At 38.2% G+C, this 25,390-nt stretch carries 23 protein-coding genes, 1 tRNA gene and 1 pseudogene; 17 read left to right on the forward strand and 8 right to left on the reverse strand.

All coding sequences use genetic code 11. The features are described 5' to 3' along the window. Positions 1-268: 268 nt before the first annotated feature. From P375_RS06095 to secG, 3 genes are all read right to left on the reverse strand, one after another. The gene (locus P375_RS06095; protein ID WP_156962333.1) at positions 269-565 is read right to left on the reverse strand and encodes a hypothetical protein; all 297 of its coding nucleotides are present in this window, start codon (positions 563-565) and stop codon (positions 269-271) included. A gap of 178 nt (positions 566-743) precedes the next feature. Further along, positions 744-829 (reverse strand) — tRNA-Leu (locus tag P375_RS06100). Between the two features lie 7 nt (positions 830-836). Then, entirely contained in the window at positions 837-1,193 is a 357-nt protein-coding gene (gene secG / locus P375_RS06105) for a preprotein translocase subunit SecG (protein WP_039135523.1), read from the reverse strand. 247 nt (positions 1,194-1,440) lie between these two features. On the opposite strand from secG, the gene P375_RS06110 reads away from it, so the two are divergent. Continuing rightward, complete coding sequence (locus tag P375_RS06110) at positions 1,441-2,499, forward strand: 3-deoxy-7-phosphoheptulonate synthase (RefSeq protein ID WP_039135525.1); 1,059 nt, start codon at positions 1,441-1,443, stop codon at positions 2,497-2,499. Positions 2,500-2,518: 19 nt separating this feature from the next. Then, on the forward strand, positions 2,519-3,646 hold the full coding sequence (tyrA, locus tag P375_RS06115; protein ID WP_039135527.1) for a bifunctional chorismate mutase/prephenate dehydrogenase: 1,128 nt from the start codon (positions 2,519-2,521) through the stop codon (positions 3,644-3,646). A 51-nt stretch (positions 3,647-3,697) separates the two neighbouring features. Here tyrA and P375_RS06120 read toward each other — a convergent pair whose 3' ends face one another. After that, entirely contained in the window at positions 3,698-4,258 is a 561-nt protein-coding gene (locus P375_RS06120; RefSeq protein ID WP_039135529.1) for an NAD(P)H nitroreductase, read from the reverse strand. Positions 4,259-4,389: 131 nt separating this feature from the next. Here P375_RS06120 and sppA point away from each other — a divergent pair, with 131 nt between their 5' ends. From sppA to P375_RS06135, 3 genes are read left to right on the forward strand one after another with little or no spacing between them, the layout of a single operon-like run. Further along, positions 4,390-6,249, forward strand: coding sequence for a signal peptide peptidase SppA (gene sppA / locus P375_RS06125; RefSeq protein ID WP_039135531.1), 1,860 nt, complete (start codon positions 4,390-4,392; stop codon positions 6,247-6,249). Positions 6,250-6,263: 14 nt separating this feature from the next. Next, entirely contained in the window at positions 6,264-7,304 is a 1,041-nt protein-coding gene (degS, locus tag P375_RS06130) for an outer membrane-stress sensor serine endopeptidase DegS (RefSeq protein WP_039135532.1), read from the forward strand. 13 nt (positions 7,305-7,317) lie between these two features. Continuing rightward, a complete protein-coding gene (locus P375_RS06135) occupies positions 7,318-8,673 on the forward strand; it encodes an anti-phage deoxyguanosine triphosphatase (protein WP_039135533.1) in 1,356 nt (451 codons plus the stop codon). 39 nt (positions 8,674-8,712) lie between these two features. Here the strand turns inward: P375_RS06135 and P375_RS06140 are convergent, their stop codons facing one another. Beyond that, entirely contained in the window at positions 8,713-9,576 is an 864-nt protein-coding gene (locus P375_RS06140; protein ID WP_039135535.1) for a membrane protein, read from the reverse strand. Between the two features lie 85 nt (positions 9,577-9,661). Here P375_RS06140 and folC point away from each other — a divergent pair, with 85 nt between their 5' ends. Further along, complete coding sequence (gene folC / locus P375_RS06145) at positions 9,662-10,990, forward strand: bifunctional tetrahydrofolate synthase/dihydrofolate synthase (protein WP_039135537.1); 1,329 nt, start codon at positions 9,662-9,664, stop codon at positions 10,988-10,990. Between the two features lie 326 nt (positions 10,991-11,316). Here the strand turns inward: folC and P375_RS12725 are convergent. Beyond that, positions 11,317-11,483, reverse strand: a pseudogene (locus P375_RS12725) (CRISPR-associated endonuclease Cas2); the annotation flags it as partial. Positions 11,484-11,752: 269 nt separating this feature from the next. Here P375_RS12725 and P375_RS06150 point away from each other — a divergent pair. Further along, positions 11,753-14,260 carry a glycogen/starch/alpha-glucan phosphorylase gene (locus P375_RS06150; protein WP_039135540.1) on the forward strand — a complete coding sequence of 836 codons (2,508 nt, stop codon included), beginning with the start codon at positions 11,753-11,755 and terminating at the stop codon, positions 14,258-14,260. A 217-nt stretch (positions 14,261-14,477) separates the two neighbouring features. On the opposite strand, the gene xthA is transcribed toward P375_RS06150, so the two are convergent. Continuing rightward, entirely contained in the window at positions 14,478-15,281 is an 804-nt protein-coding gene (gene xthA, locus P375_RS06155; protein ID WP_039135543.1) for an exodeoxyribonuclease III, read from the reverse strand. Positions 15,282-15,296: 15 nt separating this feature from the next. Beyond that, positions 15,297-16,724 carry a bifunctional D-glycero-beta-D-manno-heptose-7-phosphate kinase/D-glycero-beta-D-manno-heptose 1-phosphate adenylyltransferase HldE gene (hldE, locus tag P375_RS06160; protein WP_039135545.1) on the reverse strand — a complete coding sequence of 476 codons (1,428 nt, stop codon included), beginning with the start codon at positions 16,722-16,724 and terminating at the stop codon, positions 15,297-15,299. 120 nt (positions 16,725-16,844) lie between these two features. Here hldE and P375_RS06165 point away from each other — a divergent pair, with 120 nt between their 5' ends. The 10 genes from P375_RS06165 (at position 16,845) to P375_RS06210 (ending at position 25,390) form a co-directional block, all read left to right on the forward strand. Beyond that, the gene (locus tag P375_RS06165; RefSeq protein WP_039135548.1) at positions 16,845-17,771 is read left to right on the forward strand and encodes a Kdo(2)-lipid IV(A) acyltransferase; all 927 of its coding nucleotides are present in this window, start codon (positions 16,845-16,847) and stop codon (positions 17,769-17,771) included. A 770-nt stretch (positions 17,772-18,541) separates the two neighbouring features. Beyond that, on the forward strand, positions 18,542-18,934 hold the full coding sequence (gene gpU, locus P375_RS06170; protein ID WP_039135551.1) for a phage tail terminator protein: 393 nt from the start codon (positions 18,542-18,544) through the stop codon (positions 18,932-18,934). 14 nt (positions 18,935-18,948) lie between these two features. Further along, on the forward strand, positions 18,949-20,136 hold the full coding sequence (locus P375_RS06175) for a phage major capsid protein (RefSeq protein WP_039135553.1): 1,188 nt from the start codon (positions 18,949-18,951) through the stop codon (positions 20,134-20,136). Positions 20,137-20,181: 45 nt separating this feature from the next. Beyond that, the gene (locus P375_RS06180; RefSeq protein WP_039135555.1) at positions 20,182-20,742 is read left to right on the forward strand and encodes an HK97 family phage prohead protease; all 561 of its coding nucleotides are present in this window, start codon (positions 20,182-20,184) and stop codon (positions 20,740-20,742) included. 1 nt (position 20,743) lies between these two features. Continuing rightward, positions 20,744-21,958: a phage portal protein gene (locus tag P375_RS06185; RefSeq protein WP_039135558.1), complete on the forward strand. Its 1,215-nt coding sequence runs from the start codon at positions 20,744-20,746 to the stop codon at positions 21,956-21,958. Beyond that, positions 21,942-22,298 carry a phage head closure protein gene (locus P375_RS06190; RefSeq protein WP_039135559.1) on the forward strand — a complete coding sequence of 119 codons (357 nt, stop codon included), beginning with the start codon at positions 21,942-21,944 and terminating at the stop codon, positions 22,296-22,298. Before P375_RS06185 ends, P375_RS06190 begins: the two co-directional genes overlap by 17 nt. Further along, entirely contained in the window at positions 22,285-22,608 is a 324-nt protein-coding gene (locus P375_RS06195) for a head-tail connector protein (RefSeq protein ID WP_039135561.1), read from the forward strand. Before P375_RS06190 ends, P375_RS06195 begins: the two co-directional genes overlap by 14 nt. 9 nt (positions 22,609-22,617) lie before the next feature. Next, on the forward strand, positions 22,618-22,980 hold the full coding sequence (locus tag P375_RS06200) for an HNH endonuclease (protein ID WP_039135563.1): 363 nt from the start codon (positions 22,618-22,620) through the stop codon (positions 22,978-22,980). Between the two features lie 376 nt (positions 22,981-23,356). Continuing rightward, positions 23,357-23,725, forward strand: coding sequence for a phage terminase small subunit P27 family (locus tag P375_RS06205; protein ID WP_039083359.1), 369 nt, complete (start codon positions 23,357-23,359; stop codon positions 23,723-23,725). Further along, positions 23,726-25,390 (forward strand): terminase large subunit, encoded by a 1,665-nt coding sequence (locus P375_RS06210; RefSeq protein ID WP_039135565.1) that lies wholly within the window; start codon positions 23,726-23,728, stop codon positions 25,388-25,390.

The raw sequence follows: 25,390 nt of genomic DNA on the forward strand, positions 1-25,390 counted from the left end.
TACTTCTGAATTGAGGTGTTATGGCAGAAAGGGCAGTTTTTTATTCATATTTCAAAAAGAGGGCTTAAAGCCTTGTACTATAAGGCTTTAAGCCTATTTTTATCAACTATTTTGTCCTATATGCCTTTAATAAGAGTATCAACATAAAAGGAAAAGATGTCCGAATATTAGATCCACAGTATTAACTCAAGATGATAGATTTTGGTTTGAAGCTGCAATCACTAGGAAGATATAAGCTTTTAGTCGTCGTCAATTCTCAAAATCTCGCCTAATCCTTGATATATAAATTAGTAATAGGATGTTTTAATAGTCTATTTAACCTAATTCGTTCAGATAGCACCTCTTTTTTCCTTGTCACCTCTTCTTGATACTTTTTGATTAAAGCTGAAAATAAAATATCCTCTGGTATACCGTTTTTATAATTTTCTAGTTTTCGTTCTTCATCAACAACCCAAACGTTAGCTTCTGCCTTAGTTTTAAACGATTTTGACTTTCTAACGCCTAACTTAAAAATCTCGGCGCGCCACTTAACACCATTTTTTTCTAATAGAACCCATATCAACAATCTTTTTTACTAGTAATTTTATGCGTGATTAAATCACGTTATGTGACAACAGATAACGTAAAAAACTCAATATGAAGGATTTATTTAGATTTTTATATATAAGTTATTGAAACAACAATAGATAACGGCTAATAACAAATAAAAAACAGTAGGCATAAAGCCTACCGTTTTGGTGTCGTGGTGCTCTGGGCGAGACTTGAACTCGCACGTCCTACAGACACTACCCCCTCAAGATAGCGTGTCTACCAATTCCACCACCAGAGCGAAATTCTTATTTTGGAATATCCTGATTTACATCAGGTTTTGCAGGTAATTCAGTTACAGGTTTAACAGCTTCTTCTTTTTTAATCTGTTGAGCAACACCTGAAAGATCATCAAAATTGCCTTTTGGTTTGCTTGAATGTGCAGTTAAATTACCAAGTAATAAACTAATTGCAAAAAATATAATTGCTAAAATTGTTGTTGTGCGAGTTAAAAAATTACCTGCACCACTTGCACCAAATACAGTTCCAGACGCACCAGCTCCGAATGATGCTCCCATATCCGCACCTTTACCTTGTTGTACAAGGATAAAAGCTATTAATGCAATGGCGACTATAGGATAAATGATTAATAAGATTTGATACATTGTATAATTACACGCTTTAGTTAAACTTTTTTATTTGAGCATTTTGCCAAAATTAACGGGCTGCATATTATAAGATTGGCTTGGGTTGTGCAAGTCTTTTTCCATTACTAAGAGTTGATTGGCAAAAAAATGAGCGATAGAGATAAAAAATGAAAAAGTTATTGAAATAGTACTTGTTTATTATCAAAAAGAAGTGTAATTTTATCGTTACATTTTTTGTAATAAAAAATTTACAGGATAATTTAAGATGAAAAAAGATAGTATTCACAATGTTCATATTGTGGATGAAAGAGTATTAATTACGCCAGATGAGTTGAAGGCGAAACTTCCTTTGGAACAACCATTACGTCAAAAAATTGAACGTTTTCGGAAAGAAATTGCTGATATTGTACATCGCCGAGATAAACGTTTATTAGTGGTTTGTGGACCTTGTTCTATTCACGATATCCCTGCTGCAATTGAATATGCAAAAAAATTGCAAATATTGTCGGAGGAATTGAAAGATCAATTATATATTGTGATGCGTGTTTATTTTGAAAAACCACGTACAACAGTGGGGTGGAAAGGGTTGATTAATGATCCGAATTTGGACGGAACGTTTGATGTCGAAAAGGGGTTGCATTTAGCCAGAAAATTATTACTGGATTTGGGGCATATGGGGTTACCTTTAGCGACAGAAGCGTTAGATCCGATAACGCCGCAATATTTAGCAGATCTTTTTAGTTGGTCAGCAATCGGAGCAAGAACTACAGAATCACAAACTCACCGTGAATTAGCATCTGGTCTTTCGATGGCTGTTGGTTTTAAAAATGGTACTGATGGTAATTTAGCAACAGCTATTAATGCGCTTAAAGCGGCTTCTCAAGAACACAGTTTTATCGGTATTAATCAGCAAGGTCAAGTAAATTTGTTACATACTAGTGGCAATCCAGATGGGCATATTATTTTACGTGGTGGCAAAAAAACGAATTATCAGGCAGAATTTGTGAAACAGAGTGAAGAAGAGTTGGAAAAATCAGGCTTGGAAGCGTCAATTATGGTGGATTGTAGCCACGGCAACTCCAATAAAGATTATCGTCGCCAGCCAATTGTTGCGGAAGATGTGTTGCAACAAATTGTAGATGGAAACCGTTCTATTACTGGAATTATGTTAGAAAGTAACTTAAATGCTGGAAATCAAAGTGCAGAACAACCAAGAGAAGAGATGAAATATGGTGTATCTATTACCGACGCTTGCATTGATTGGCAGACAACAGAAACACTATTGCGTAAAATACACGATACTTTAGCTAAATTGGATCGTTAATTTATTGTGGAGAGAGTGTGTGGAAGTGTTACAAGAGTTACGTAAGCAAATTGATGAAACTGATCAGGCGTTGTTGGCATTGCTCGTCAAAAGGTTACAACTAGTAACTGAAGTAGGTAGAGTGAAACATCAGCACGGTTTGCCGATTTATGTACCCGAGCGTGAAGCTGCGATGTTATTAGAACGTCGTCAGGAAGCGGAAAAAATGGGACTCTCTCCTGATTTAATTGAAGATGTGTTAAGGCGTGTGATGAGAGAGTCTTACCATAGTGAAAACCAGTATGGTTTTAAGACAACTAACCCAAATATTAAAAAGATCGTAGTTGTTGGTGGGCGTGGTAAACTCGGTGGGTTATTTGCCCGTTATTTAATTAATTCTGGTTATAATGTAGAAATTTTAGATTGTGATGATTGGCAACAAGCAAAACAAATCATTGAGGGAGCAGATATGGTGCTGATTTCTGTGCCTATTACAGCGACAGAATCAGTGATTGAGAAATTACAACCTTATTTACATCCAGAAATGTTATTGGCGGATTTAACTTCTGTAAAAACGGCACCAGTGTCAAAAATGATGGAAATTCATCAAGGTGCAGTAGTTGGTTTACATCCTATGTTTGGTCCGGATATTGAGAGTATGGCTAAGCAAGTGATAGCTGTTTGTGAAGGACGTTATCCTGAATGCTATAAATGGTTGTTAGATCAATTTTATATTTGGGGAGCGAGATTGTATCAAGTTACGCCACAAGAACACGATCATAGTATGACTTACATTCAAGCATTACGTCATTTTTCAACTTTTGCCAATGGATTACATCTTTCGCGGCAGCCAGTGCAGTTGAAAAATTTATTGGCACTTTCTTCACCTATTTATCGTTTAGAATTGGCAATGATTGGGCGATTATTTGCACAAGATCCGGAGCTTTATGCCGATATTATTATGGATAAACCAGAAAATCTTGAAGTGATTAAAACCTTGCAAAAAAGTTATCAACAAGCATTACAGTTTTTTGAAACTGGCGATAAGCAAGGTTTTATCAATGCCTTTCAACAGGTTCATCATTGGTTCGGAGATTATTCAGAACAGTTTATGCAGGAGAGCCGACAGTTGTTACAACAGGCATATGATCATCGAAAACACGATTAAATAACGTTATCGGATAACACAATGGCGGGATTTTATTTCCCGCCAAATTTTTTAGAGGTAAGACACAAAGTTTTCTTTATCTTTATTGTATTTTTTCGTTGGACGGCTATTTGGGTTTTCAGCTGTTCCCACCATCACCAACGCCACAATTTTATCTTGCGGACGACAACCGAAAGCATTTCTTAATGCAGTGCCGTCAATCCAAGGACCGGTCACCCAAACATTGTCATAACCTAAAGCGTTAGCTGCTAGTTGAAAGGCGTAGGTTGCACAACCGGCACTTAACATTTGCTCCCAAGCAGGAACTTTTTTGATTTCTTTATTAATTTCTGCGATAACAGCGACAAACATTGGAGCACGCTGAGGAAATTTCTCTGCTTTTGCTAATCTTTCTTCCCCGAGATCAAATTCAATAGCGGCCTCTTTTAAAAGATTACCCAACTTTTGTAAACCTTCATTTTCAATAATAACAAAACGATAAGGTGTTAATTTACCGTGATCGGGAACGTGGCGGGCAGCTTGCAATAACGTTTCCAATTCTTGTTTATTTGGTGCCGGTGCGACTAAATTTTTTTCGGAATGTCTATTTAATAACAAATCTAATGCTTGCATAGTTTCTTCTCCTTAAAGAATTTGAAAAGGTATTGTAGCACGCAACAAGATTGTTCTGCGAAAAAGATCGTTTATTGATGAGCATTTTATGTTATTTTAATTGCTATAAAAAATTAATAATTAAGGTATAAATGGTGTTTAAAATTCTTCGTTTTTTTTGGAATTGTTTAAATGTTTTACGTCGAGTATTAATGAACCTAGTTTTTCTTTTTGTTGCAGGAATATTGTTATTTAGTAGTACTTTATTTGTGGAAGAGCAAAGAAAACAACCAGTACCTCAGGGTGCGTTACGTTTAAATTTAGATGGTTTTTTGGCGGATAATCGCGATCAAAATAGTAGCTTAAAAGCATTACTCAATAATGTCCAGAAACAAGTAATATCAGAAAAAATATCAGTATTTGATGTGGTTTTTGCTATTACCCAAGCAGAAAAAGACGAGCGTATTAAAGGTATTGTGCTAGATCTTAATCATTTTAAAGGCGGTGATTTTCCCTCTCTAACTTTTATTGGGGAAGCATTAAATGAGTTTAAACAGAGTGGTAAGCCGGTTATTGCTGTGTCGGATAACTATTCACAAAAACAATATATCTTGGCCAGTTATGCCGATAAAATTTACTTACATCGTCAAGGTCAAGTAGAGTTAACTGGCTTAGATAGTGAACAATTCTATTATAAATCGCTGATAGATAAGATTGATGCTCAACCACATATTTTTCGAGTTGGAACTTATAAATCCGCAGTTGAGCCTTTGTTGAGAGATGATATGTCGGAAGTGGCTCGTCAAAATGCAAGCCAATGGTTGAATGCAATGTGGAATAATATTAAGACAACAGTGAGTAATAACCGTCATCTTAAACAAGAACAAATTTTCCCCTCAACAAATGACTTTTTGCAACAAGTGAAAAATTTGAAAGGTGATCTGACACAATATGCATTAACTAATAAGTTAGTGACAGAAGTGGCGACACGCTATCAGATAAGTGCAGCATTAAAACAACAGTTTGGTGCAGATCGAGAAAATAATACTTATCAATATATTGATTTTTCAAATTATTTATATAGTTTACCGGATTATGAAACAGCTAATGCTACTAGTAATAATATAGCTGTTCTTCGTGTAGAAGGTGCAATTATTGATGGTGAGAGCGATGATGAAAATGTTGGTGGGGACACTATTGCTCGTTTACTTCGACAAGCAGCTGAGAATACAGCAGTAAAAGCAGTAGTGTTACGTATTAATAGTCCGGGAGGAAGTGCATTTGCATCTGAAGTTATTCGTGAAGAAGTTGAACACTTACAACAGATTGGTAAGCCTGTTGTTGTTTCAATGGGGGGAATGGCAGCATCAGGCGGTTATTGGATTGCTAGCACTGCAGATTATATTATTGCAGATAAAAATACCATCACAGGTTCAATCGGTATTTTTGCTGCATTCGTTACATTAGAGAAAAGTTTGGCTAATCTAGGTATTCATTCTGACGGAGTGAAGACTTCACCTTTAGCTTCAATGTCGCCGTTTACGGCATTAAGTCAAGAATACAGTGATGTTATTCAGATGTCGATTGAGCACGGCTATGATCAATTCATCAGTTTAGTAGCTAAAGGGCGTAAATTGGATAAATCACAAGTGGATAAGATAGCTCAAGGGCGTGTTTGGCTTGGTGAAGATGCATTAAAATATAAGTTAGTAGATGAGTTGGGTGATTTTAATACGGCGATTGCAGTAGCTTCAGAAAAAATCAGAGAAAAAGAGAAAGGATTAACCGATGATCAAATTGGTTTTTTATGGCTTTCTGAAGATCAAAGTAAAGGATTGTTATCATTATTGGGACAAAAAAAGAGCAGTATGCTGCAAGATTTGTTGCGTTCAATTGGTATTGTCGATTTTACTCAAATCAAACAAATGCACCAACAATTAGGATTGCTAACGCAATTCACCGATCCTAAGGGTCAATATTTATACTGTTTGAATTGTCAATCTACTTATTAATATAAAGGCATAAAATGATTAAAAAATTATTGCAGGCGATTGTTATCGGTTTAGCAGCGGCAATGTTGATAGTATTAATCTTATCTGGTACTGGTAGCAATCACTTTTTAAGCAAATTTTTCAGTCCACAAGTTGCATCTTATAATGATGCGGTTCGTATTGCAGCACCTGCAGTAGTGAATGTTTATACAAGATCATTACAAGATTCGAACCGCAATGATTTCGGTGTTAATAATTTAGGTTCCGGTGTGATTATGCGTAGTAACGGTTATATTCTAACCAATAAACACGTTATTCAAAATGCTGATCAAATTATTGTGGCACTACAATCAGGTAAGATTTATCAGGCAACTATTATTGGTAGTGATTGGTTAACGGATTTAGCAGTATTAAAGATTAATGCCAATGATTTACCGACAATTCCGCAAAACCCAGAACGAGCCGTGAAGGTCGGTGATGTTGCTTTAGCTATCGGTAATCCCTATAACTTAGGGCAGAGTGTTTCTCAAGGCATTATTAGCGCCACCGGACGCAATACTATAAGTGAGTTTAAACAACAGGACTTTATCCAGACCGATGCTTCCATCAATCAAGGTAATTCCGGTGGCGCGTTAATCAATTCGTTAGGTGAGTTAATCGGCATTAATACTTTAAGTATCGGGCGTTCAGAAAATGAAGTGGTGGCTGAAGGTTTAGGGTTTGCGATACCGATTAAGTTGGCAAACACCGTGATGAGTAAGATTATTCAGGATGGACGGGTTATTCGCGGTTTCTTTGGGGTGGAAAGTCAAATGTTTTCCAGTGCGCCGATAGAAGACAACTCACAAAAAGGAGTGTTAGTAACCAATCTTAGTCAGAATGGACCGGCACAGCGCGCCGGTATTGAAATTGGCGATATCATTGTAAAATTTGGCAATACGGAAGTGCAATCACCTTCACAAATGGTCAATATGGTTGGAAATATGAAACCCGGCGCTGTAGTTACCGTACAAGTGTTGCGGAAAAATAAACTTTATAATATTCCGGTTGAGATAGGGGAGTATCCGATCAATTAAATAGGAGCAGGAGATGATGTTTGAAATTGCAAAATGTTGGACGGAAAGGCAACAAAATGATCCTCGCAGAGAACACGATCACCGTTCACCCTATCAACGCGATCGTGGACGAATCCTGCATTCTGCCGCATTTCGCTGTTTACAAGCGAAAAAACAGATTCATTCTATTGGTGAAAATGATTTTTATCGCACACGTTTAACGCACTCGTTAGAGGTTGCTCAAATCGGTGGCAGTTTGACTTCACAACTAAAATTGGAAGATGCTTTTATTCATTTACGTCAACAGAAAGGCAATGATTATGTTGAGCAAATCAAGCCGTCATTGATTAAAAAATTGCTGCCTGCAAATAGTTTAATTGAAACGCTTTGTTTGGCTCACGATATTGGTCATCCGCCTTTTGGTCACGGTGGTGAAGTCGCGCTGAATTATATGATGAGCGATTGCGGTGGTTTTGAAGGAAACGGGCAGTCGTTTCGGATTTTAACTAAATTGGAGCCTTATACGCCACAATGGGGAATGAATTTAACTCGCCGTACTTTACTTGGAATTTTGAAATATCCTGTCATTCTGGATCAGGTATCCCCACAATATCAACAGCTAGATTTGCCACGTAGTGAAGATCCTCGCTATGTTAAAATGGAAAATTGGCGACCGGGTAAAGGAATTTTTCGTGATGATTTAAGTGTATTTAACTGGGTATTATCGCCACTTTCTTCCGAAGATTATGAGCTGTTTACCTCACTTCCTCAACGTATTTCAGCAGAACAAACGTTAAAAAGTCTTTATAAATCATTAGATTGTAGCATTATGGAGTTGGCAGATGATATTGCCTATGCGGTACACGATTTTGAAGATGCGATTGTGGTTGGCTTGGTTCATCGAGAGCAGTGGCAGTCAACATTGCAACAGTTGCAGCAGTGTCGAGCGGATTGGATCAGAGGTAATATTGTCGACTTAACTGATGCACTATTTTCCGATCAACATTATTTGCGTAAAAATGCGATAGGTTCATTGGTCAATTATTTTATTACTCATATTCGCTGGCGTGAAAATGAACAATTTAATGAGCCTTTACTGCGTTTTAATGCAGAATTACCACTCGAAATAATTGAAGTATTGAACCTATTTAAACAGTTCGTCAGTCAATTTGTGATTCACGAGGTGAAAACACAACGCATAGAATATCGGGGACAACGCATTTTGACAGAAATGTTCCAAATTTTTGTTACCGATCCGACCAGATTATTGCCGCCAAACACGGTGAAGCGTTGGCAGCAAGCAGAAGAAGCACACTGTAAACGCGTTATTTGTGATTATATTGCCGGAATGTCGGATGCTTATGCCTTGCGCTTGTATCAGCAGCTATAGATAAAAGATTCGCCTGCCCTCATCAGCAGGCGAAAGCCATTATTTAAAACTCAGCAACAAAATAATGGCGATAATACCTAAGCCGATACCCATAAAATTGATTTTATTAAGTTTTTCTTTAAATACAAATAGCCCGATTAGTGCGCCTAAAATGATTACTCCAATATTCATTCCGGCAAAAACCAACGAAGGATTTTGGCTAAGTTGTTGATGTGCTTTGATATAAAAGAGAATGTTTAGAAAATTCAGTACGCCAAGCAATAAACCGGCAAGCATACTTTTTGCTTGCCAACGTATTTTGGCGAAAATTAAATAAGCAAAAATAAAACAACCGGCAACGATAAATGAGGTGAAAAGCGCAAATGGAAAAGCGACACCGAATTTAGCAATCTGTTTAAATAAAATATCAATCACGCCGTAACCGAACCACACTAACAGCAATAGCACAAAACCCACTATGCCACCAGAAGTGCCGTCCGCTTTATGTTTGAAAATCAAAGCAAATAAGGCTAAGAATGCTAACAGAATAGCGATGGCTTTCTGTGAAGTCAGTGGCTCGCCAAAAAGTAAAAACGCGGCGAGAATCGGTAAAAAGAGCGATAAACGTTGCGCCGCATCAGCACGAGCGATGCCGTTATGTTCTATCGCTTTCGCCATTACCAAAAAAATAGAAGGCAATAACAAACCAAGTAAGAGAAAAATCCAGCTGTGTTCATTTTGGCGTAAAGCATCACTAAACGATAACCCTTGAAAATCGGGCTGTAACACGAAATAAGTTAAGGAACTTGCCATAATATAATTGCAGGCAATGGCTTGTGAAATAACGATCTGTTGTGAACGTGCGATTTTGAGAAAAACGCTCACAGCGACGCTACAGAAAATAGCGATAAATAGTGACAACATAATTATTCCTTGCAAAAAAATAAGATTGCTGGCGATTTTAGGCAATATTCACTATGATACGCAAGCACAAACTAAGGATAAGATAATGATGCAGCAAAAATTAGATCAGAATTCACCACTTGATGCGTGGTTAGCATATTTGGAGCATTTGCACAGTAAAAATATAGATATGGGGTTGGAACGGGTTAAATCCGTGGCACAACAATTAAATTTATTAAATCCGTCCGCATTTGTCATTACGGTCGCAGGTACAAATGGTAAAGGCACAACTTGTCGATTGCTGGAAACATTGTTGCTCAATGCCGGTTATCGTGTCGGCGTGTATTCTTCACCACATATTTTGCGCTATAACGAACGAGTTCGCATTCAAGGGGCGGAGTTGCCGGATCAGATGCACAGCCGAGCATTTTCAATTATTGAACAGCAAAGAAACCAATCCTTAACCTATTTTGAATTTAGCACTTTAGCGGCTTTATTATTGTTTCAACAAGCAGATTTAGATGTCATTATTCTTGAGGTTGGCTTAGGTGGGCGTTTGGATGCGACCAATATTATCGACACTGATTTAGCCATTATTACCTCTATTGATATTGATCATATTGCATTTCTCGGCGATAACCGTGAGCAAATTGGTTTTGAAAAAGCGGGAATTTGTCGTGAAAATACACCATTGGTTGTCGGCGAGCCGGATTGCCCAATCTCAATTAAACAGGTGGCAGAAAAATTGCACTGTCCGAGCTTGTATCGTGAAAAGGATTTTTCAGTGCAACAGACCGATCAGGATTGGGCTTTTCAAATAGGAACGGAGCAGTGGCAACATTTACCATTTTGTCACATTCCATTGCAAAATGCCGCAACTGCGTTGGCAGCACTAAAGTTTCTACCATTCAAGATTACCTTGTCACAAATTAAACAGAGTTTGCAAAATGTTGAATTGGCTGGGCGCTTCCAATTTTTAAGTCAAGAACAGTACCAAAACTTGGCTCAACGATTTAATGTAGAAAGCAAAAATTTACCGCAAATTGTACTGGATGTTGGACACAATCCACACGCAGCACGTTATTTAGCAACACAATTAGCACAGAAGAAAGCAAATTACCGTCATATTTATGCTATTTGTGGTATTTTGCAGGATAAAGATGCCGCAGGTGTATTAGCACCATTGTTACCTTTTATTACCGCGTGGATTTGTGTTCCTTTGACTGGCGAAAGAGGACAAAGTGCGACAGAATTACAACACAAATTACAGTTAGTAGCGAAAAATAGTAATTATTTATTGAAAAGTCAATCAGTTAACTCAATGCCACAGGCAGTGGATATTGCTTTAAATAAGGCACAAAAAGAGGATTTGTTGTTGATTTTTGGTTCATTTCATACAGTAGCGGATTTTTTGAATGTGTTAGGTAATTATTAATGAAGACATTTTTAGTGGATCTTAATTGTTTAAAAGAGATGTATGCCAAATAAGATGACTTAGTATTGGCTTAAATCAAGAACGGTTAGCCTATGAGCAGATGTTTCAATTCACTGTCGCACATAAGGCGACCGACCATATGATAAAAAATCAGCAAAAATAAAGACTTATGTTATCTATTTCGCCAATCTTTTTATTTATATGCGGTGGACGCATATATCATAAAATAAAAATGGGATATTTTAAGTTATTAACTTATTGATTTTTAAAGAATAATAATGAATTGCTAATCTTACACTATTTTAGTGGGAACTATAGGTTGGCGATCATAAAATAATCGTATCTTGGAAAATATCAAATGCTGGTTTAGCGCTATGATGTTCAACTTTTTTCGTCATTTACTACCTAGATGGTAAAAGCGTAAACTGTCACATTCCGGTTGATAAATATCTAATAATTTTGTTTTTAGTTTAACCCATTGATCTGGAATAATTACCAAGAATCAATGGAATCAATATACAAAAAAACCTTTATAAATTAATGATAACTTTGATCAAAAACAGAAAAGATATTCAAAATAGCAGTAATTTTTTGTGATAGATTAATTATTTCAAATTTAAGTTATTTAGTTTTTTTGCAGTGATTATCAAAGTAAGTGTTTTTTAAACGGTTTTAGTGTAAAGAATAAGCATAAATCATTGAAAAAATCGACAAAATGACATAGGATAGCCGCCGCAAAAATTTGCGTATCGGAGATAAAAAATGTCATCAAACACAATAAAATTTTCTTATCATGCACCAGCAAGAGATGTTGAATCTCTTAAAGCAACTATCGTTTCAAAATTAATTTATAACCTCTGCTGTGAGCCTTCTGAAGCAAAATTGACAAACTGGTTGAATGCTGCACTTTATACTGTTCGAGACTTAAGCGCACAATCTCGTTTACATACTCGTCGTGCTATTAAACACGAGAAATCACGCCGTGTTTACTATCTTTCAATGGAATTTCTAATGGGTCGTGCATTTAGCAATGCAATGATTGCAGAAGATGTGTACGAAGCGATGAAACAAGCCTTTAAAGAATTAGGTTTGGATTTAGAAGATATCTTGAATCAGGAAGAAGATCCTGGTTTAGGTAATGGTGGTTTAGGACGTTTAGCCGCTTGTTTCTTGGATAGTTTGGCGACATTGCGTATTCCTGCTACCGGCTATGGTATTCGGTATGATTATGGAATGTTTAAACAGGAAATTGAAAATGGTCGTCAAGTGGAAAAGCCGGATGGTTGGTTGGCACAGAATATTGCTTGGGAATTTAATCGTCCAAGTAAAAAAATTCCTATCCGTTTTGGAGGCCAAATTTATTATGAAAACAACAAATGTATTTGGAAACCTTCTGATGAAGTAATTGCTCTTGGTTATGACCAATTAGTTCCGGGGTATGACAACGATGTTGCCAACACATTGCGTTTGTGGTCGGCACAATCCAGTGATGCGTTTAGCCTAAACGATTTTAATCGTGGTGATTATTTCGCAGCAATGGAAAAACAGAACTTTTCTGAAAATGTATCACGTGTACTATATCCTGATGACTCCACTACAGCGGGTCGTGAATTACGTTTAAGACAAGAACATTTCTTAACGTCTGCTTCTGTACAAGATATTTTACGTCGTCATTTAGATATTTTTGATAGTTTGGATAATTTGGCAGAAAAAGTAGCAATTCACCTAAATGATACCCATCCAGTATTGGCAATTCCTGAATTAATGCGTCTGTTAATTGATGAGCACGGTTATGAGTGGAAAAAAGCTTGGGAAATGTGCTGTAACATTTTCTCTTATACTAATCATACATTGATGAGTGAAGCATTGGAAACTTGGCCAATTGAAATGCTAGGCTCAATCTTGCCTCGCCATTTACAGCTTATCCTTGAAATTAACGAAAACTTCTTGAATGATTTGCGTGCTAAAGGCTACGGTGAAGATTTTATTCGTCGTGTATCTATCATTGATGAGGATAATGGTCGACGTGTTAGAATGGCGTGGTTGGCAGTGATTGGTTCCTATAAGATTAATGGCGTTGCCAAAATCCACTCCGATTTAATGGTGAAATCTATTTTTGCTGATTTTGCGAAAATTTATCCTGAACGTTTTACCAATGTAACAAACGGCGTAACGCCTCGTCGTTGGATCGCGATTGCTAACCCTGAGTTGGCGAAATTGATTGATAGTAAGATTGGTAAAAATTGGCGTAAAGAGTTGGATGAATTAAGTCAATTAAACCAATTTGTTGATGATGAAACATTTTTATCTGATTTCCAACGCGTTAAATTCAGCAATAAACAACGTTTAGCGGAGTACATCAAATATCATCTTGGTATTGAAGTGAATCCGAACGCATTATTTGATGTGCAGGTAAAACGTATTCACGAATATAAACGTCAATTATTGAATGTACTTCACATTATCTATCGCTACAACCAGATTTTGAAAAATCCAGATGCAGACTGGACACCACGTGTTTTTATCTTTGCCGGTAAAGCTGCAAGTGCTTATCACACAGCGAAGAAAATTATTAACTTGATTAATGATGTAGCAGAAGTGATTAATAATGATGGACGTATTAAAGATTTAATTAAAGTAGTCTTTATTCCGAATTACGGTGTTAGCCTTGCACAAATCATTATTCCGGCTGCGGATGTTTCTGAACAAATTTCTTTGGCGGGAACCGAGGCTTCTGGCACAAGTAATATGAAATTTGCATTGAATGGCGCATTAACTGTGGGAACATTAGACGGCGCTAATGTTGAAATTCTCAATATGGTGGGTCAAGAAAATATCTTTATTTTTGGTAATACGGTTGAGCAGGTTGAAGCATTACGGGCGAAAGGCTATTCTCCTTTTGAATTTTTTGAACGTGAACCAGAATTAAATACGGTTATTCAGCAAATTACTTCTGGACACTTCTCACCGCAAGATCCGATGCGTTATCAAAATGAACTGAATTTGTTCAGTGATTATTACCAAGTAATGGCTGATTTTCGTGCTTATGTTGAGATTCAAAAACAAGTGGATCAACATTATAAACAACCGCAGGCGTGGGCAAAATCTGCATTGATTAATACCGCTAATATGGGGTATTTTTCCTCTGATCGTTCGATCATTGATTATGCTGAGAATATCTGGAAAGTTGAACCGTTATTAAGCTATGATAAAGAGGTTTATGAAGCGGAAAACTGTGTCATTGAGGATGAACTTCCTGAACAGTTATAACTGTTAACGGATTAACGTTATTGAAACGTGCATAAAGTGATTTATGCACGTTTTTTTATTTTTAAGGATTGAAACGGATCAACCTTTCTTTTCCAAGTTTAAGCAATTCAACGAGTTGATTTAAAACAGTAGACATTGGATTTCCTTTGATTAAATAGAAAAGTCGAAAAATTTTGCTATTCCAATGCATTTTAAGGAATAGCAAAATTATAAGAAGTTATTTAAATTCCGCCCAAATCGGTGCGTGATCGGATGGCTTTTCCATTGCACGAATATCTTTAGCGATGCCGGCAGAGATACAGCGCTGTGCCAAAGTTTGATTAGCTAAAATTAAATCAATACGTAAGCCACGATTATCATCAAAACCTTTGGAGCGATAATCGAACCAAGAGAATTGGTCATTTACTTGTGGATGTAAAGCTCGGAAAGTATCAACCAACCCATATTGATATAAGTTTTGTAACCATTCTCGCTCTTCAGGCAAAAAAGAACATTTCCCTGTGCGTAACCAACGTTTTCGATTTTCTTCACCGATACCGATATCCAAATCGGTTGGACTGATATTCATATCACCCATCACTAAAACAGGATTTTCAGCATTATGCTCATTGATTAAATAGTGTTGCAAATCACGATAGAATTTTTCTTTTGCTGGAAATTTGGTTTCGTGGCTGCGATTTTCTCCTTGTGGAAAATAGCCGTTAATTACTGTTAGTTGACCAAAAGGTGTTGCCAAATCTGCCATAATAATACGGCGTTGTGCATCTTCTGCATCAGTAGAGAAGCCTTTTCGTACCGCTAACGGTTGTTGCTTTGTTAATAGTGCGACACCATAATGGCTTTTTTGTCCGTAATAAAAAACGTGGTATCCAAAATCGGCAACAATTTCGTGTGGAAAGGCTTCATCAGCAACTTTAATCTCTTGTAGCCCTAAAACATCCGGTTGATATTGCTCAATTAGCTGATGTAATTGATGGGGTCTGGCGCGTAATCCATTAATATTAAAAGAGATAAATTTCATAACTTCGTATAATCCTTATTTAAGCGACTGAATTTTTTTAATCATATTGCTGGTTGAGTAACCATTTTCAAAGTTAAGTACTTTGACATCCCCACCGTTTGCCCAAACCTCTTTACTACCAGCGATCTCTTCCGGTTTGTAATCACCACCTTTAACTAATAAATCAGGCAAAATTTCGCCGATTAAGCGTTGTGGGGTTTCTTCTTCAAACGCTACTAACCAATCAACTGATGCTAAACCAGCGAGTACCGCCATTCTAGTTTCAAGATTATTAATTGGGCGTTGTTCGCCTTTTAAGCGTTTTACTGAGGCATCTGAATTGACTGCAACGATCAAACGATCGCCCAATTTACGCGCATTGGCTAAATAGGAAACGTGTCCCGGATGTAAAATATCGAAACAACCGTTGGTCATCACAATTTTTTCACCACGTGCTTTGGCTTTTGCTACTGCTTGTTTCAACTCCTGTTCGCTCATAATACCGAAGCCGTTTTCGCTGCGGCGATGAATTGCATTTTCCAATTCTACGGTAGAAACAGTGGAAGTACCCAATTTACCAACCACAATACCGGCAGCAACATTGGCTAAATAACAAGCCTCTTCCAAGCTGCGACCATCAGCAATTGCTGTACCAAGAATACTGATCACAGTATCTCCGGCACCGGTTACATCAAATACTTCCTGTGCTTGCGTTGGTAGATGAAATGCCTCTTGCTCTGGACGAATTAAGGTCATTCCTTTTTCAGAGCGAGTAACTAACAATGCTGTCAAATCCAATTGTTTGATCAATGCTAATCCTTTATCAACAATTTCCTGTTCACTGTGACAAGCGCCGACTACTGCTTCAAATTCTGACATATTAGGCGTTAATAAAGTTGCACCACGATAACGCTCAAAATCTGTACCTTTTGGATCAATTAACACAGGCACATTAGCTTGGCGTGCAATTTGAATCATCTGTTGTACTTGTGATAAGGTACCTTTACCGTAATCAGATAGAATTAATGCACCATATTCTGCAATATAATGTTGCAAACGAGAAAGTAACTCATTAGATTGAATATCGTGAAAGTTCTCTTCAAAATCAAGGCGCAACAACTGTTGATGGCGAGAAAGGATTCGTAATTTGGTAATGGTCGGATGAGAATTTAAACGCACAAAATCACAATCAATTTTCTGATCTGTCAACAGTTTCACTAATGCCTGTGCTGCTTCGTCCTGACCAGTCATTCCCAACAATTTAATCGGCACATTTAAACTGGCGATATTCATCGCAACATTAGCTGCACCGCCAGCACGTTCCTCGTTTTGTTGTACTTTTACCACAGGAACAGGTGCTTCAGGGGAAATACGATTAGTTGCACCAAACCAATAACGGTCTAACATCACATCGCCAAGGACTAAGACTTTAGCGTGATTAAATTGAGTGGAATATTGAACCATAGTTTTCTCCATAAACAAATTTTGCTGGCGATTTTACCACAGCTCCGTCTTGAATAATGCTATTTCCGGTACTTTCCGTTAAAATAGTTAATATTTGAATTATTTAGTTTGCAGTAATCAATGAAAAATCAACAGTTACCACAATTTCAATTTTCTTTTTTCCTACCTAAATATTGGATTCTTTGGCTTGGAATTATCTTGTTTCGTCTGATTTTATTCTTGCCGTACCCTTGTTTAGTGAAAATAGGACACGGTTTGGGTAAATTATTCAGCAAATTTAAATTCGGTAAACGTCGTTTAGCGATAGCTCGTCGTAATCTAGAACTTTGTTTTCCTGAAATGAGTGAATTACAACGACAAGAACTGTTAAAACAGAATATCCAAGCCGTTGGAATGGCTATTATTGAAACTGGAATGGCGTGGTTTTGGTCAGATAACAGGATTAAAAAATGGTCTAAAATTGAAGGGCTGGATTACTTGACTAAAGCAGATAGCGGTATTATTTTGGTTGGTATTCATTTTCTGACGCTAGAATTAGGCGCAAGAATACTCGGGCTTTATCATCAAGGTATCGGTGTTTATCGTCCGAACGACAATCCGTTGTTTGATTGGCTACAAACAAAAGGGCGTATACGCTCCAATAAATCGATGCTCGATCGCCATAATTTACGTGGGATGATTAGAGCATTGCGTCAAGGGGAAACTATTTGGTATGCACCGGATCACGATTATGGACGAAAAAGTGCAGTATTCGTGCCGTTTTTTGCAGTAAAAAATGCTGCGACTACCACTGGTACTGCATTTTTAAAACGCAGTGTTCCGCAAAGTTTAGTTATCCCTTTTACACCATTACGCAATAAAGATGGCTCTGGTTACACTATTTCTATTTCTGCTCCGATTGATTTTAGTGATTGTGAAGATGATGTTGCTATTGTTACTCGAGTGAATCAAGCAATTGAGCGAGAAATAAAAAAAGATCCGTCGCTTTATATGTGGCTTCACCGCCGATTTAAAACTCGTCCGGAAGGAGAAGAAGTGTTTTATTAGTTTTGATAATAAGCTATTGAAATAAAAAGTATAAAGCTCAAAAGACCAACTATTTTGTCCTATATGTCAATTTGTAACCCTTGGCATATCTAAGAGACTCATTTTAGTAACTATGAAAAAGCGGTTAGTAACTACATTCCGCATATGGTTACTATCATAGTTACTAAAATCAGCGTTTTAAATCAATTAGCTATGATGAGATGCGATAAGCAAAATACGACAAACCCTTGAAATTACAGATATTTAAAAAGCATTTTGAGGCGTTATGAAAGGCTTTGTTTAGCTAGTTGGTGCCCCAACAGGACTTGAAAACAATTTTATGTGATTGTTTTTAAATAACATTATTATAATAAAATAATATCTTGTTACTAACCTTGTTACCAAAATTAAAAATCACGCCAAATTCATTTGTTATGCCTCGCTATTCTATTCTTACTTTTTATTAAATCAAATATATTTTTTTATAACTGTGTTCACCGTGTTCACCTTTTAAAATTTTAAAGAAAAAATAGTTATATATTAATATCTTATATTCTATTTTTAGGGTGAACACTAGTGTTCACCAGTGTTAACCGGTGTTCACCCTTTAAAATCCTATTTTCTTTCCTTTCTTTGATTAAAAAATAATCGCTTGAACTTTATTAACTTTTCATAACTTACCGTATCTAATCGCCTAAAAAATAAGCTATTTACTTTCCTAAATATCTGTTTATCTTGTGATATGGGCTAATTGTAGCCTTCTTAATTAAGAAGAAATTTGAGGCAAAAAAATGAATATTCATAGTGAAATTAGAAAACAGGTTTTAGCTAATCTTCAAGGACAGATTAAAGGGATTAACTATTTTATTAATGGTCGCCCGGTTTTTGCTGATATTGAAAAAGAATTGCCGGCGATTGCGGTTTTTATTGATGAAGTGATGCTAGAAGAAATGACAATGTGCGGAAATCAAGGCGATGGTGTTTTAACGGTTGGGATTTATTTGCCGTTTTATATGACTGAAGACGCCTTAGATGAGGTTGCCGAAATAGTAACAGATATGCTTGCTGGTGCTGATATTTCCGTATTAGAAACGTTCAGATTGGCAAAATTTAGTTATAGCTATGATGAAAATCAAGCGGCTTGGATTTCTGCTAATTTGCACTATGAATTTCAATATCAATAATAAGGATCTAATTTATGTTTAAAAAATTATTAGAACTTCGCCAACAAAAGGCGAAAACGGTCGAAGAAATGCGCAATCTTTTAAATAAAGCTGATGGGGAAAAGCGTAGTTTAACAGAGGAAGAAAGCGCAGATTTTGCAAAATTAAAAAATTCAGTAACGCAGTTGAATGATGAAATTGCTCGCTATGAAGCGGTAGCAGATGAAGAACGAAGTCAAAAAGGAGAGCCAGTAGAAACCAGCAACAAAGCCCAATTTAGTAATGAAGAGTTACGCCATTACATTAAAACGGGTGAATTGCGTTCTAATCTTTCCACTACAGCAAATGATGATGGCGGCTATTCCGTAATCCCTCAATTAGATAAGCAAGTGATGAAACGCTTAACAGATGATAGCGTAATGCGTCAAATTGCTAATGTGGTGCGTTTGCCTGTTGGTGCGAAAGAATATAAGAAATTGGTTTCTGCTGGCGGTGCGATTGTGAAACACGGTGAGGAAGGTCAAGTACGTTCTGGCACTAACACACCAAAATTAAATGAAGTCACCATTGCATTAAATCCAATCTATGCTTACCCGAAAACAACCCAAGAGATTTTGGATTTTTCTTCTATTGATGTGTTGGGCTGGCTTACCGAAGAAATTAGCGAGAGCTTCACGGAAACCGAAGAAGTAGATTTAACTTCAGGTGATGGCGATAAAAAAGCAAAAGGGCTATTGGCTTACACTCGTTCAACGGCGAACGATAAAACCCGTACTTTTGGCGAGTTGCAAAAATTAGAAGTAACCAGTGCGGATAAAATCACGGCGGACACGTTGATCGATTTATTCTACACCTTGCATAGTAAATACCGTAAAAATGCGGTTTGGGTGATGAGTTCAAGCATTGCCGCTACTTTGCAGAAATTGAAAAATAAAAACGGTGATTTTATTTGGCGTGATGGTTTAACGGTTGATGCGCCAAGCACGTTATTAGGTCGCCCAGTTTATTATTTGGAAACAATGCCAATAGGTGGCGCTGGAAAGGCAGTGCTTGCTTTTGGTGATTTTAAACGAGGTTATTACATTGTGGATCACGAAACTGGCGTGCGTACTCGCCCAGACAATATCACCGAACCTGGCTTTTATAAAGTTCATACGGATAAATATTTAGGCGGTGGCGTGGTGGATAGTAACGCCATTAAGTTTATTGAAACAACCGCATAACCAATCAGAGGGGCATTCAGCCCCTTTTTTGTCAGTAGGTAGAATATGAATAAAGATTTTGAAATCCGTTCATCAGATATTCAAGCGCAAGATAAAAAACTGGTGGGCTATGTGGTGCGATGGAATAGTTCAAGTGAATTGATTTGGGGAGATTTTGTTGAACAGTTTGCTACAAATGCTTTTGCTGAGAGTTTAGCCAGTGGGCAAGATGTGCGAGCGTTATTTGAACACGATCACACTAAGCTACTTGGGCGAACCAGTGCGGGAACGTTGAAATTAGAGGAAGATAGCATAGGGTTACGTTTTGAGCTTACCCCACCAGACACTACATTAGGGCGTGATTTATTAGTCAGTGTAGAACGTGGCGATATTTCTGGAATGTCTTTTGGCTTTTATGCCAAGGCGGAAGCGTGGGATTTTGAGGCAGAGCCGTGTTTGAGAACAGTCAATAATGCGGAATTGGTAGAAATTACTGTAACCAGTCTTCCCGCTTATCCTGAAAGTAATGTGCAGATTGCTCAACGTTCAATGGCGCAAGCCAAAGCAAAAATGCAGCAAAAAAACACTGCACTTTTGTCTTATTGGGCTGATTTAGCGGAGTTGTAAAATGTGGCCATTTAAACGCAAGACAGAACAACGTAGCCAGCCGCTAAGCGTTGATGAGTTAATTTCTTATTTAGGCGTGGCAAATACATCAGCAGGTGAATTTGTTAGTCCACAGACAGCGGAAGCCTTGCCTGCAGTAATGAATGCCGTTACCGTGATTGCGGAAGCGGTGGCGTCTATGCCGTGCTATTTGTATCAATTAAAGCAAGATGGGCGTGAGCGTGTTTTTGATCACCCTGTTGATTATTTATTGAATGAAATGCCGAACCGTAATCAAACACCGTATCAATTTAAATATACCCTGATGCGCCATTGCTTACTAAATGGGAATGCGTATGCGGTGATTGAGTGGAATAAGCAAGGTGAGCCAGTCAGCCTTACGCCTTATCAGCCTAGCGCGGTGAATATTCTACGCACGCCAAAAGGTGAGCATATTTATCAAATCACCGATTTAGACGGCAAAACAAAGAATTATTTGCAAGATGAAGTGTTGCACTTGCGTCATTCTTCACTTGATGGCTTTATGGGACGTTCACCGATTGCAATTTGTCGCGAAACCGTAGGCTTAGGAATGGCACAGCAAAAACACGGCGCAGCAGTGATGAAGAATGGCTTGATGGCCAGCGGACTAATTACAACGGCAGAATGGTTAGACGAAGCCAAAGGCAAGAAAGCATTGAAAGCCTTGGAACGTTACAAAGGGGCAAAAAATGCAGGTAAAACGCCAGTGCTTGAAGGCTCAATGGAATATAAGCAGTTAGGAATGACAAACCAAGATGCGGAATGGTTAGCAAGCCGCACGTTTACGATTTCCGATATTGCGCGCATTTACAATATCAGCCCGATCTTTTTGCAAGATTATTCCAATAGTAGCTATTCCAATTTTAGCGAAGCAAGCCGTGCTTTTTTATCGCAAACCTTGCGCCCGTGGCTGACTAACTTTGAACAGCAGTTAAAAGATGCGCTGATGGTGGACGTTAGCCGCCAAAGCAAGCAGCGTTATTTAATTGAATTTGATACCAGTGATTTATTGCGAACCAGTCAAAACGATCGCTTCAATAGTTACGACACGGCAATTAAAGCCGGCATTATGAACCCTAATGAAGTGCGCAGACGTGAAGGGCTTTCGCCTTATGTTGGTGGTGATGAATTTAGCCAAGCGTGGAAACAGACCGTAGAAGTGAAAAAAGGTGGTAACAATGGCGAGAACGATTAGAGCCGGAAAATATAACAAAGTGATCACCTTGCAAGCGCGCAATCACGAGAAAGAAAAGCAGCTCAATCCTTATGGTGGCAATAAAACATTTTGGGAAGATGTGGCAACGGTGCGGGCAAGTATTGAACCCTTGCAAGGGCGCGAATATTTTAGTGGGCCATTTCAATTAGGTGAAAATATTATCCGCGTGCGCATTCGTTATTTGCCCAATGTAACAAGAAAAATGCGGGTGAAATATGGTGATCAACATTGGGATATTTATTCAGTAATCGACAGCAAGGACGAACACAGAGAACTTCAGTTAATGTGTAAGGAAGGGGAAGCTTATGGCGAACGTTGATCTTGTTATTTCGCTAGAGGAAATCAAAGCACACTTGAACATAATGGAAGATTTTGATCTTGATGATGACTTGTTAGAACGTTATGCCGTGGTATCAATCGAAGTGGCGCAATGTCATATAGGGAAAACTTTTGCGGAAGAAGAAACCGCAACCACAATCCCTTTTTATCCCACAATCAAAGTGGGCTGCTTGATGTATATTGCGCACCTTTACACTAACAGGGAAATCACCACGGACATTAATCAAACGATTGTGCCGATGACAATCAAATCCCTGTGGGAAGTGTACCGCGAACCCTGTATCTATTAAGGTGATGTTATGCCTTATCAACCTTTAAAGCGTTGTTCTTTCCCTGGTTGTCGTAATCGCGTGAAATCTGGCAGATGTGAAGAACACCAGACCAAACCAAAGGACAACCGCCCAAGTAGTAGTGCAAGAGGCTACGATCACAAATGGAGTAAATACCGCACGCAATACTTAAAGCATAATCCGTTATGCGTGATGTGTTTAGCAAAGGGATTACATACGCCAGCAACAGTGATAGACCACATCAAGCCCGTAGAGAATGGGCAAGCTGATCCGCTCTTTTGGGTAGTAAGTAATCATCAGGCCTTATGCCGTGATTGCCACAGCTACAAGACAAGGGTGATAGATAAGCGCGGATTTGGGGCGAAGAAGTAAGTTGTGGTGATATAACCATCACTACTTCAACCGTTGGCATATGTCCACAGTTCATTCAGTTGTGTACATATGTACACGGTTGCAAGCCAACTGTTTCGATATCGAAACACTTCAACCGTTGCGATATCGAAACAACTGAACCAGCCCCAAATTGGGCGCGTTGATTAGACAAAATCCAAAAATTGATTTTGCAAACCTCAATTTTGAGGTTTGTTTTAAAATCAATGAGATAGGTGAACGCAATTTTGCGTTTTGCTTTAAAAACAATGAGATAGACAGGGTGGGGGGAGTTTTGAAAAGAAAAGCTGAAAGCCTTAGAACCGCCCGCCCCCTCAAATTTTTATGCACAGTGATTTTTTTGAAAATAAGGAAAACAATGAATAAACGAAAAAGCTATAAAGCACCTGAATTTTTAGATGAGATTGCTAAATCGCAATGGAAAGCACGCATTAAGCAACTTTCAGAACGTGGCGATATTAAACCTGAAGATTTAACAAACCTTGAAATTTATTGCGAAAACTACGCAATTTGGCGTCATTCTGTGGCAGATTTAGCAAAAAATGGCTTTATTATTGTCAATTCTCAAGGAACACAATCGCGCAATCCCGCATTGTCTGCGAAATCAGATGCGGAAAAAGTGATGATTAAAATGTCTTCCTTGCTAGGTTTCGATCCTGTTAGCCGTCGTAAAAATCCCGTAGAAACGGAAGAAACGGATGCAATTGATGAAATCTTGGTGATGTAAATGCCGTGGAATCTTTACGCTGAACAGGTACAAAATGGGGAAATTATCGCTTGCCAAAAAATAAAACAAGCCGTAGCCCGTTATTTTTCGGATTTAAGCAACCCTGATTATTTCTTTGATGAAAGTGCGGTGCGAAAATTCCTCGCTTTTTCTCGCTTATGTCCGCACGTCAAAGGGCATTTAAGAGGGCAGCCGATAGAATTATCTGATTGGCAAATTTTTCTTTTTGCTAATTTGCTTGGCTTCAAGCGTAAAGATACAGGCTTGCGGAAATACCGATCTGCCTATGTGCAAGTTGCAAGGAAGAACGCAAAATCCACAGTGGCGGCAGTACTGGCGAATTGGTTTCTGATTATGGAAAAAGGGCAACAAGACATTTACACTGCAGCCGTAAGCCGTGATCAGGCGCGTATTGTTTTTGATGATGCGCGCCAAATGTGCTTGCTTTCTGCACCATTGAAAAAGCGGATCAGCATTCAACAGCATAAACTGATCAACCCTAAAAATAACAGCTTAATGCGTCCACTGGCGGCGAAATCTAGCACCATTGAAGGAACTAACCCAAGCCTTGCTATTGTTGATGAATATCACCTACACGCAGACAACAGCGTTTACAGTGCGTTAGAACTTGGACAAGGTGCAAGACCAGAGGGGCTATTATTTGCCATCACAACCGCAGGCAGTAACACCATTTCAGCGTGCAAACAGCATTATGACTATTGCGCCCAAATTCTGGTAGGCAATGAACAGAATGATAGCTTGTTTATTCTGATTTTTGAATTAGATGATGAAAGCGAAATTGACCAGCCTGAAAACTGGATCAAAGCCAATCCAAATATTAACAAATCTATCCCGCAACTTGATTTTGAAAACACCATCAAAAAAGCCCGTGGCATACCGTCCGAATGGGTAGAAATGCTCACTAAACGCTTTAATGTATGGTGTCAAGGTCAAACGCCGTGGCTAAGTGAGGGTAGTTGGGTGCAGTGCAAACGAGATTATACAGAGCAAGATTTACTACACCAAGATTGCTATATGGGCTTGGATCTCTCTTCAACCAACGATTTAACCAGTATTTGCTACACCTTCCCACAAGAAAAGAAAGTGCGGTTGATCACTCGCCATTATTTGCCTGAATATCAGCTTAACAATGTAGCCAACAAAAACCGCGCTATCTATCGCCAATGGGTGCGCCAAGGTTGGCTAAGAGTAACAGAGGGGGATTGTATCGATTATGACAAAATCCGCGATGATATTTTGAAAGATGCCGAACAATTCAACATTAAAATGATTGGCTTTGATGTATGGAATGCCACACACCTAAGAACCCAGCTACAAGCAGCAGGGCTAGAAGTAGAGCCATTCCCACAAACCTATCAACGCTTTAGCCCCGTGGCAAAATCAACAGAAGTGCTAATTAATCGCCAAATGATAGAACATAATGGCGATCCCGTGCTTGCGTGGGCATTGTCTAACGTCGTAATGGAAACGGACGCAAACGCCAATATTAAGCCGAACAAGAAAAAGGCAGCCAATAAGATTGACCCAGCGATCGCCTTTTTAATGTCTTTTGGCACTTATCAGCTTGAATATGGTGATGTGATTTTTGAACTATCTAACGAACATCAACAAGCATTAGAACAATTTAACGGAATAGATTTATAA

It is taken from the genome of Gallibacterium genomosp. 2 (assembly GCF_000771895.1).
Lineage (GTDB): Bacteria > Pseudomonadota > Gammaproteobacteria > Enterobacterales > Pasteurellaceae > Gallibacterium.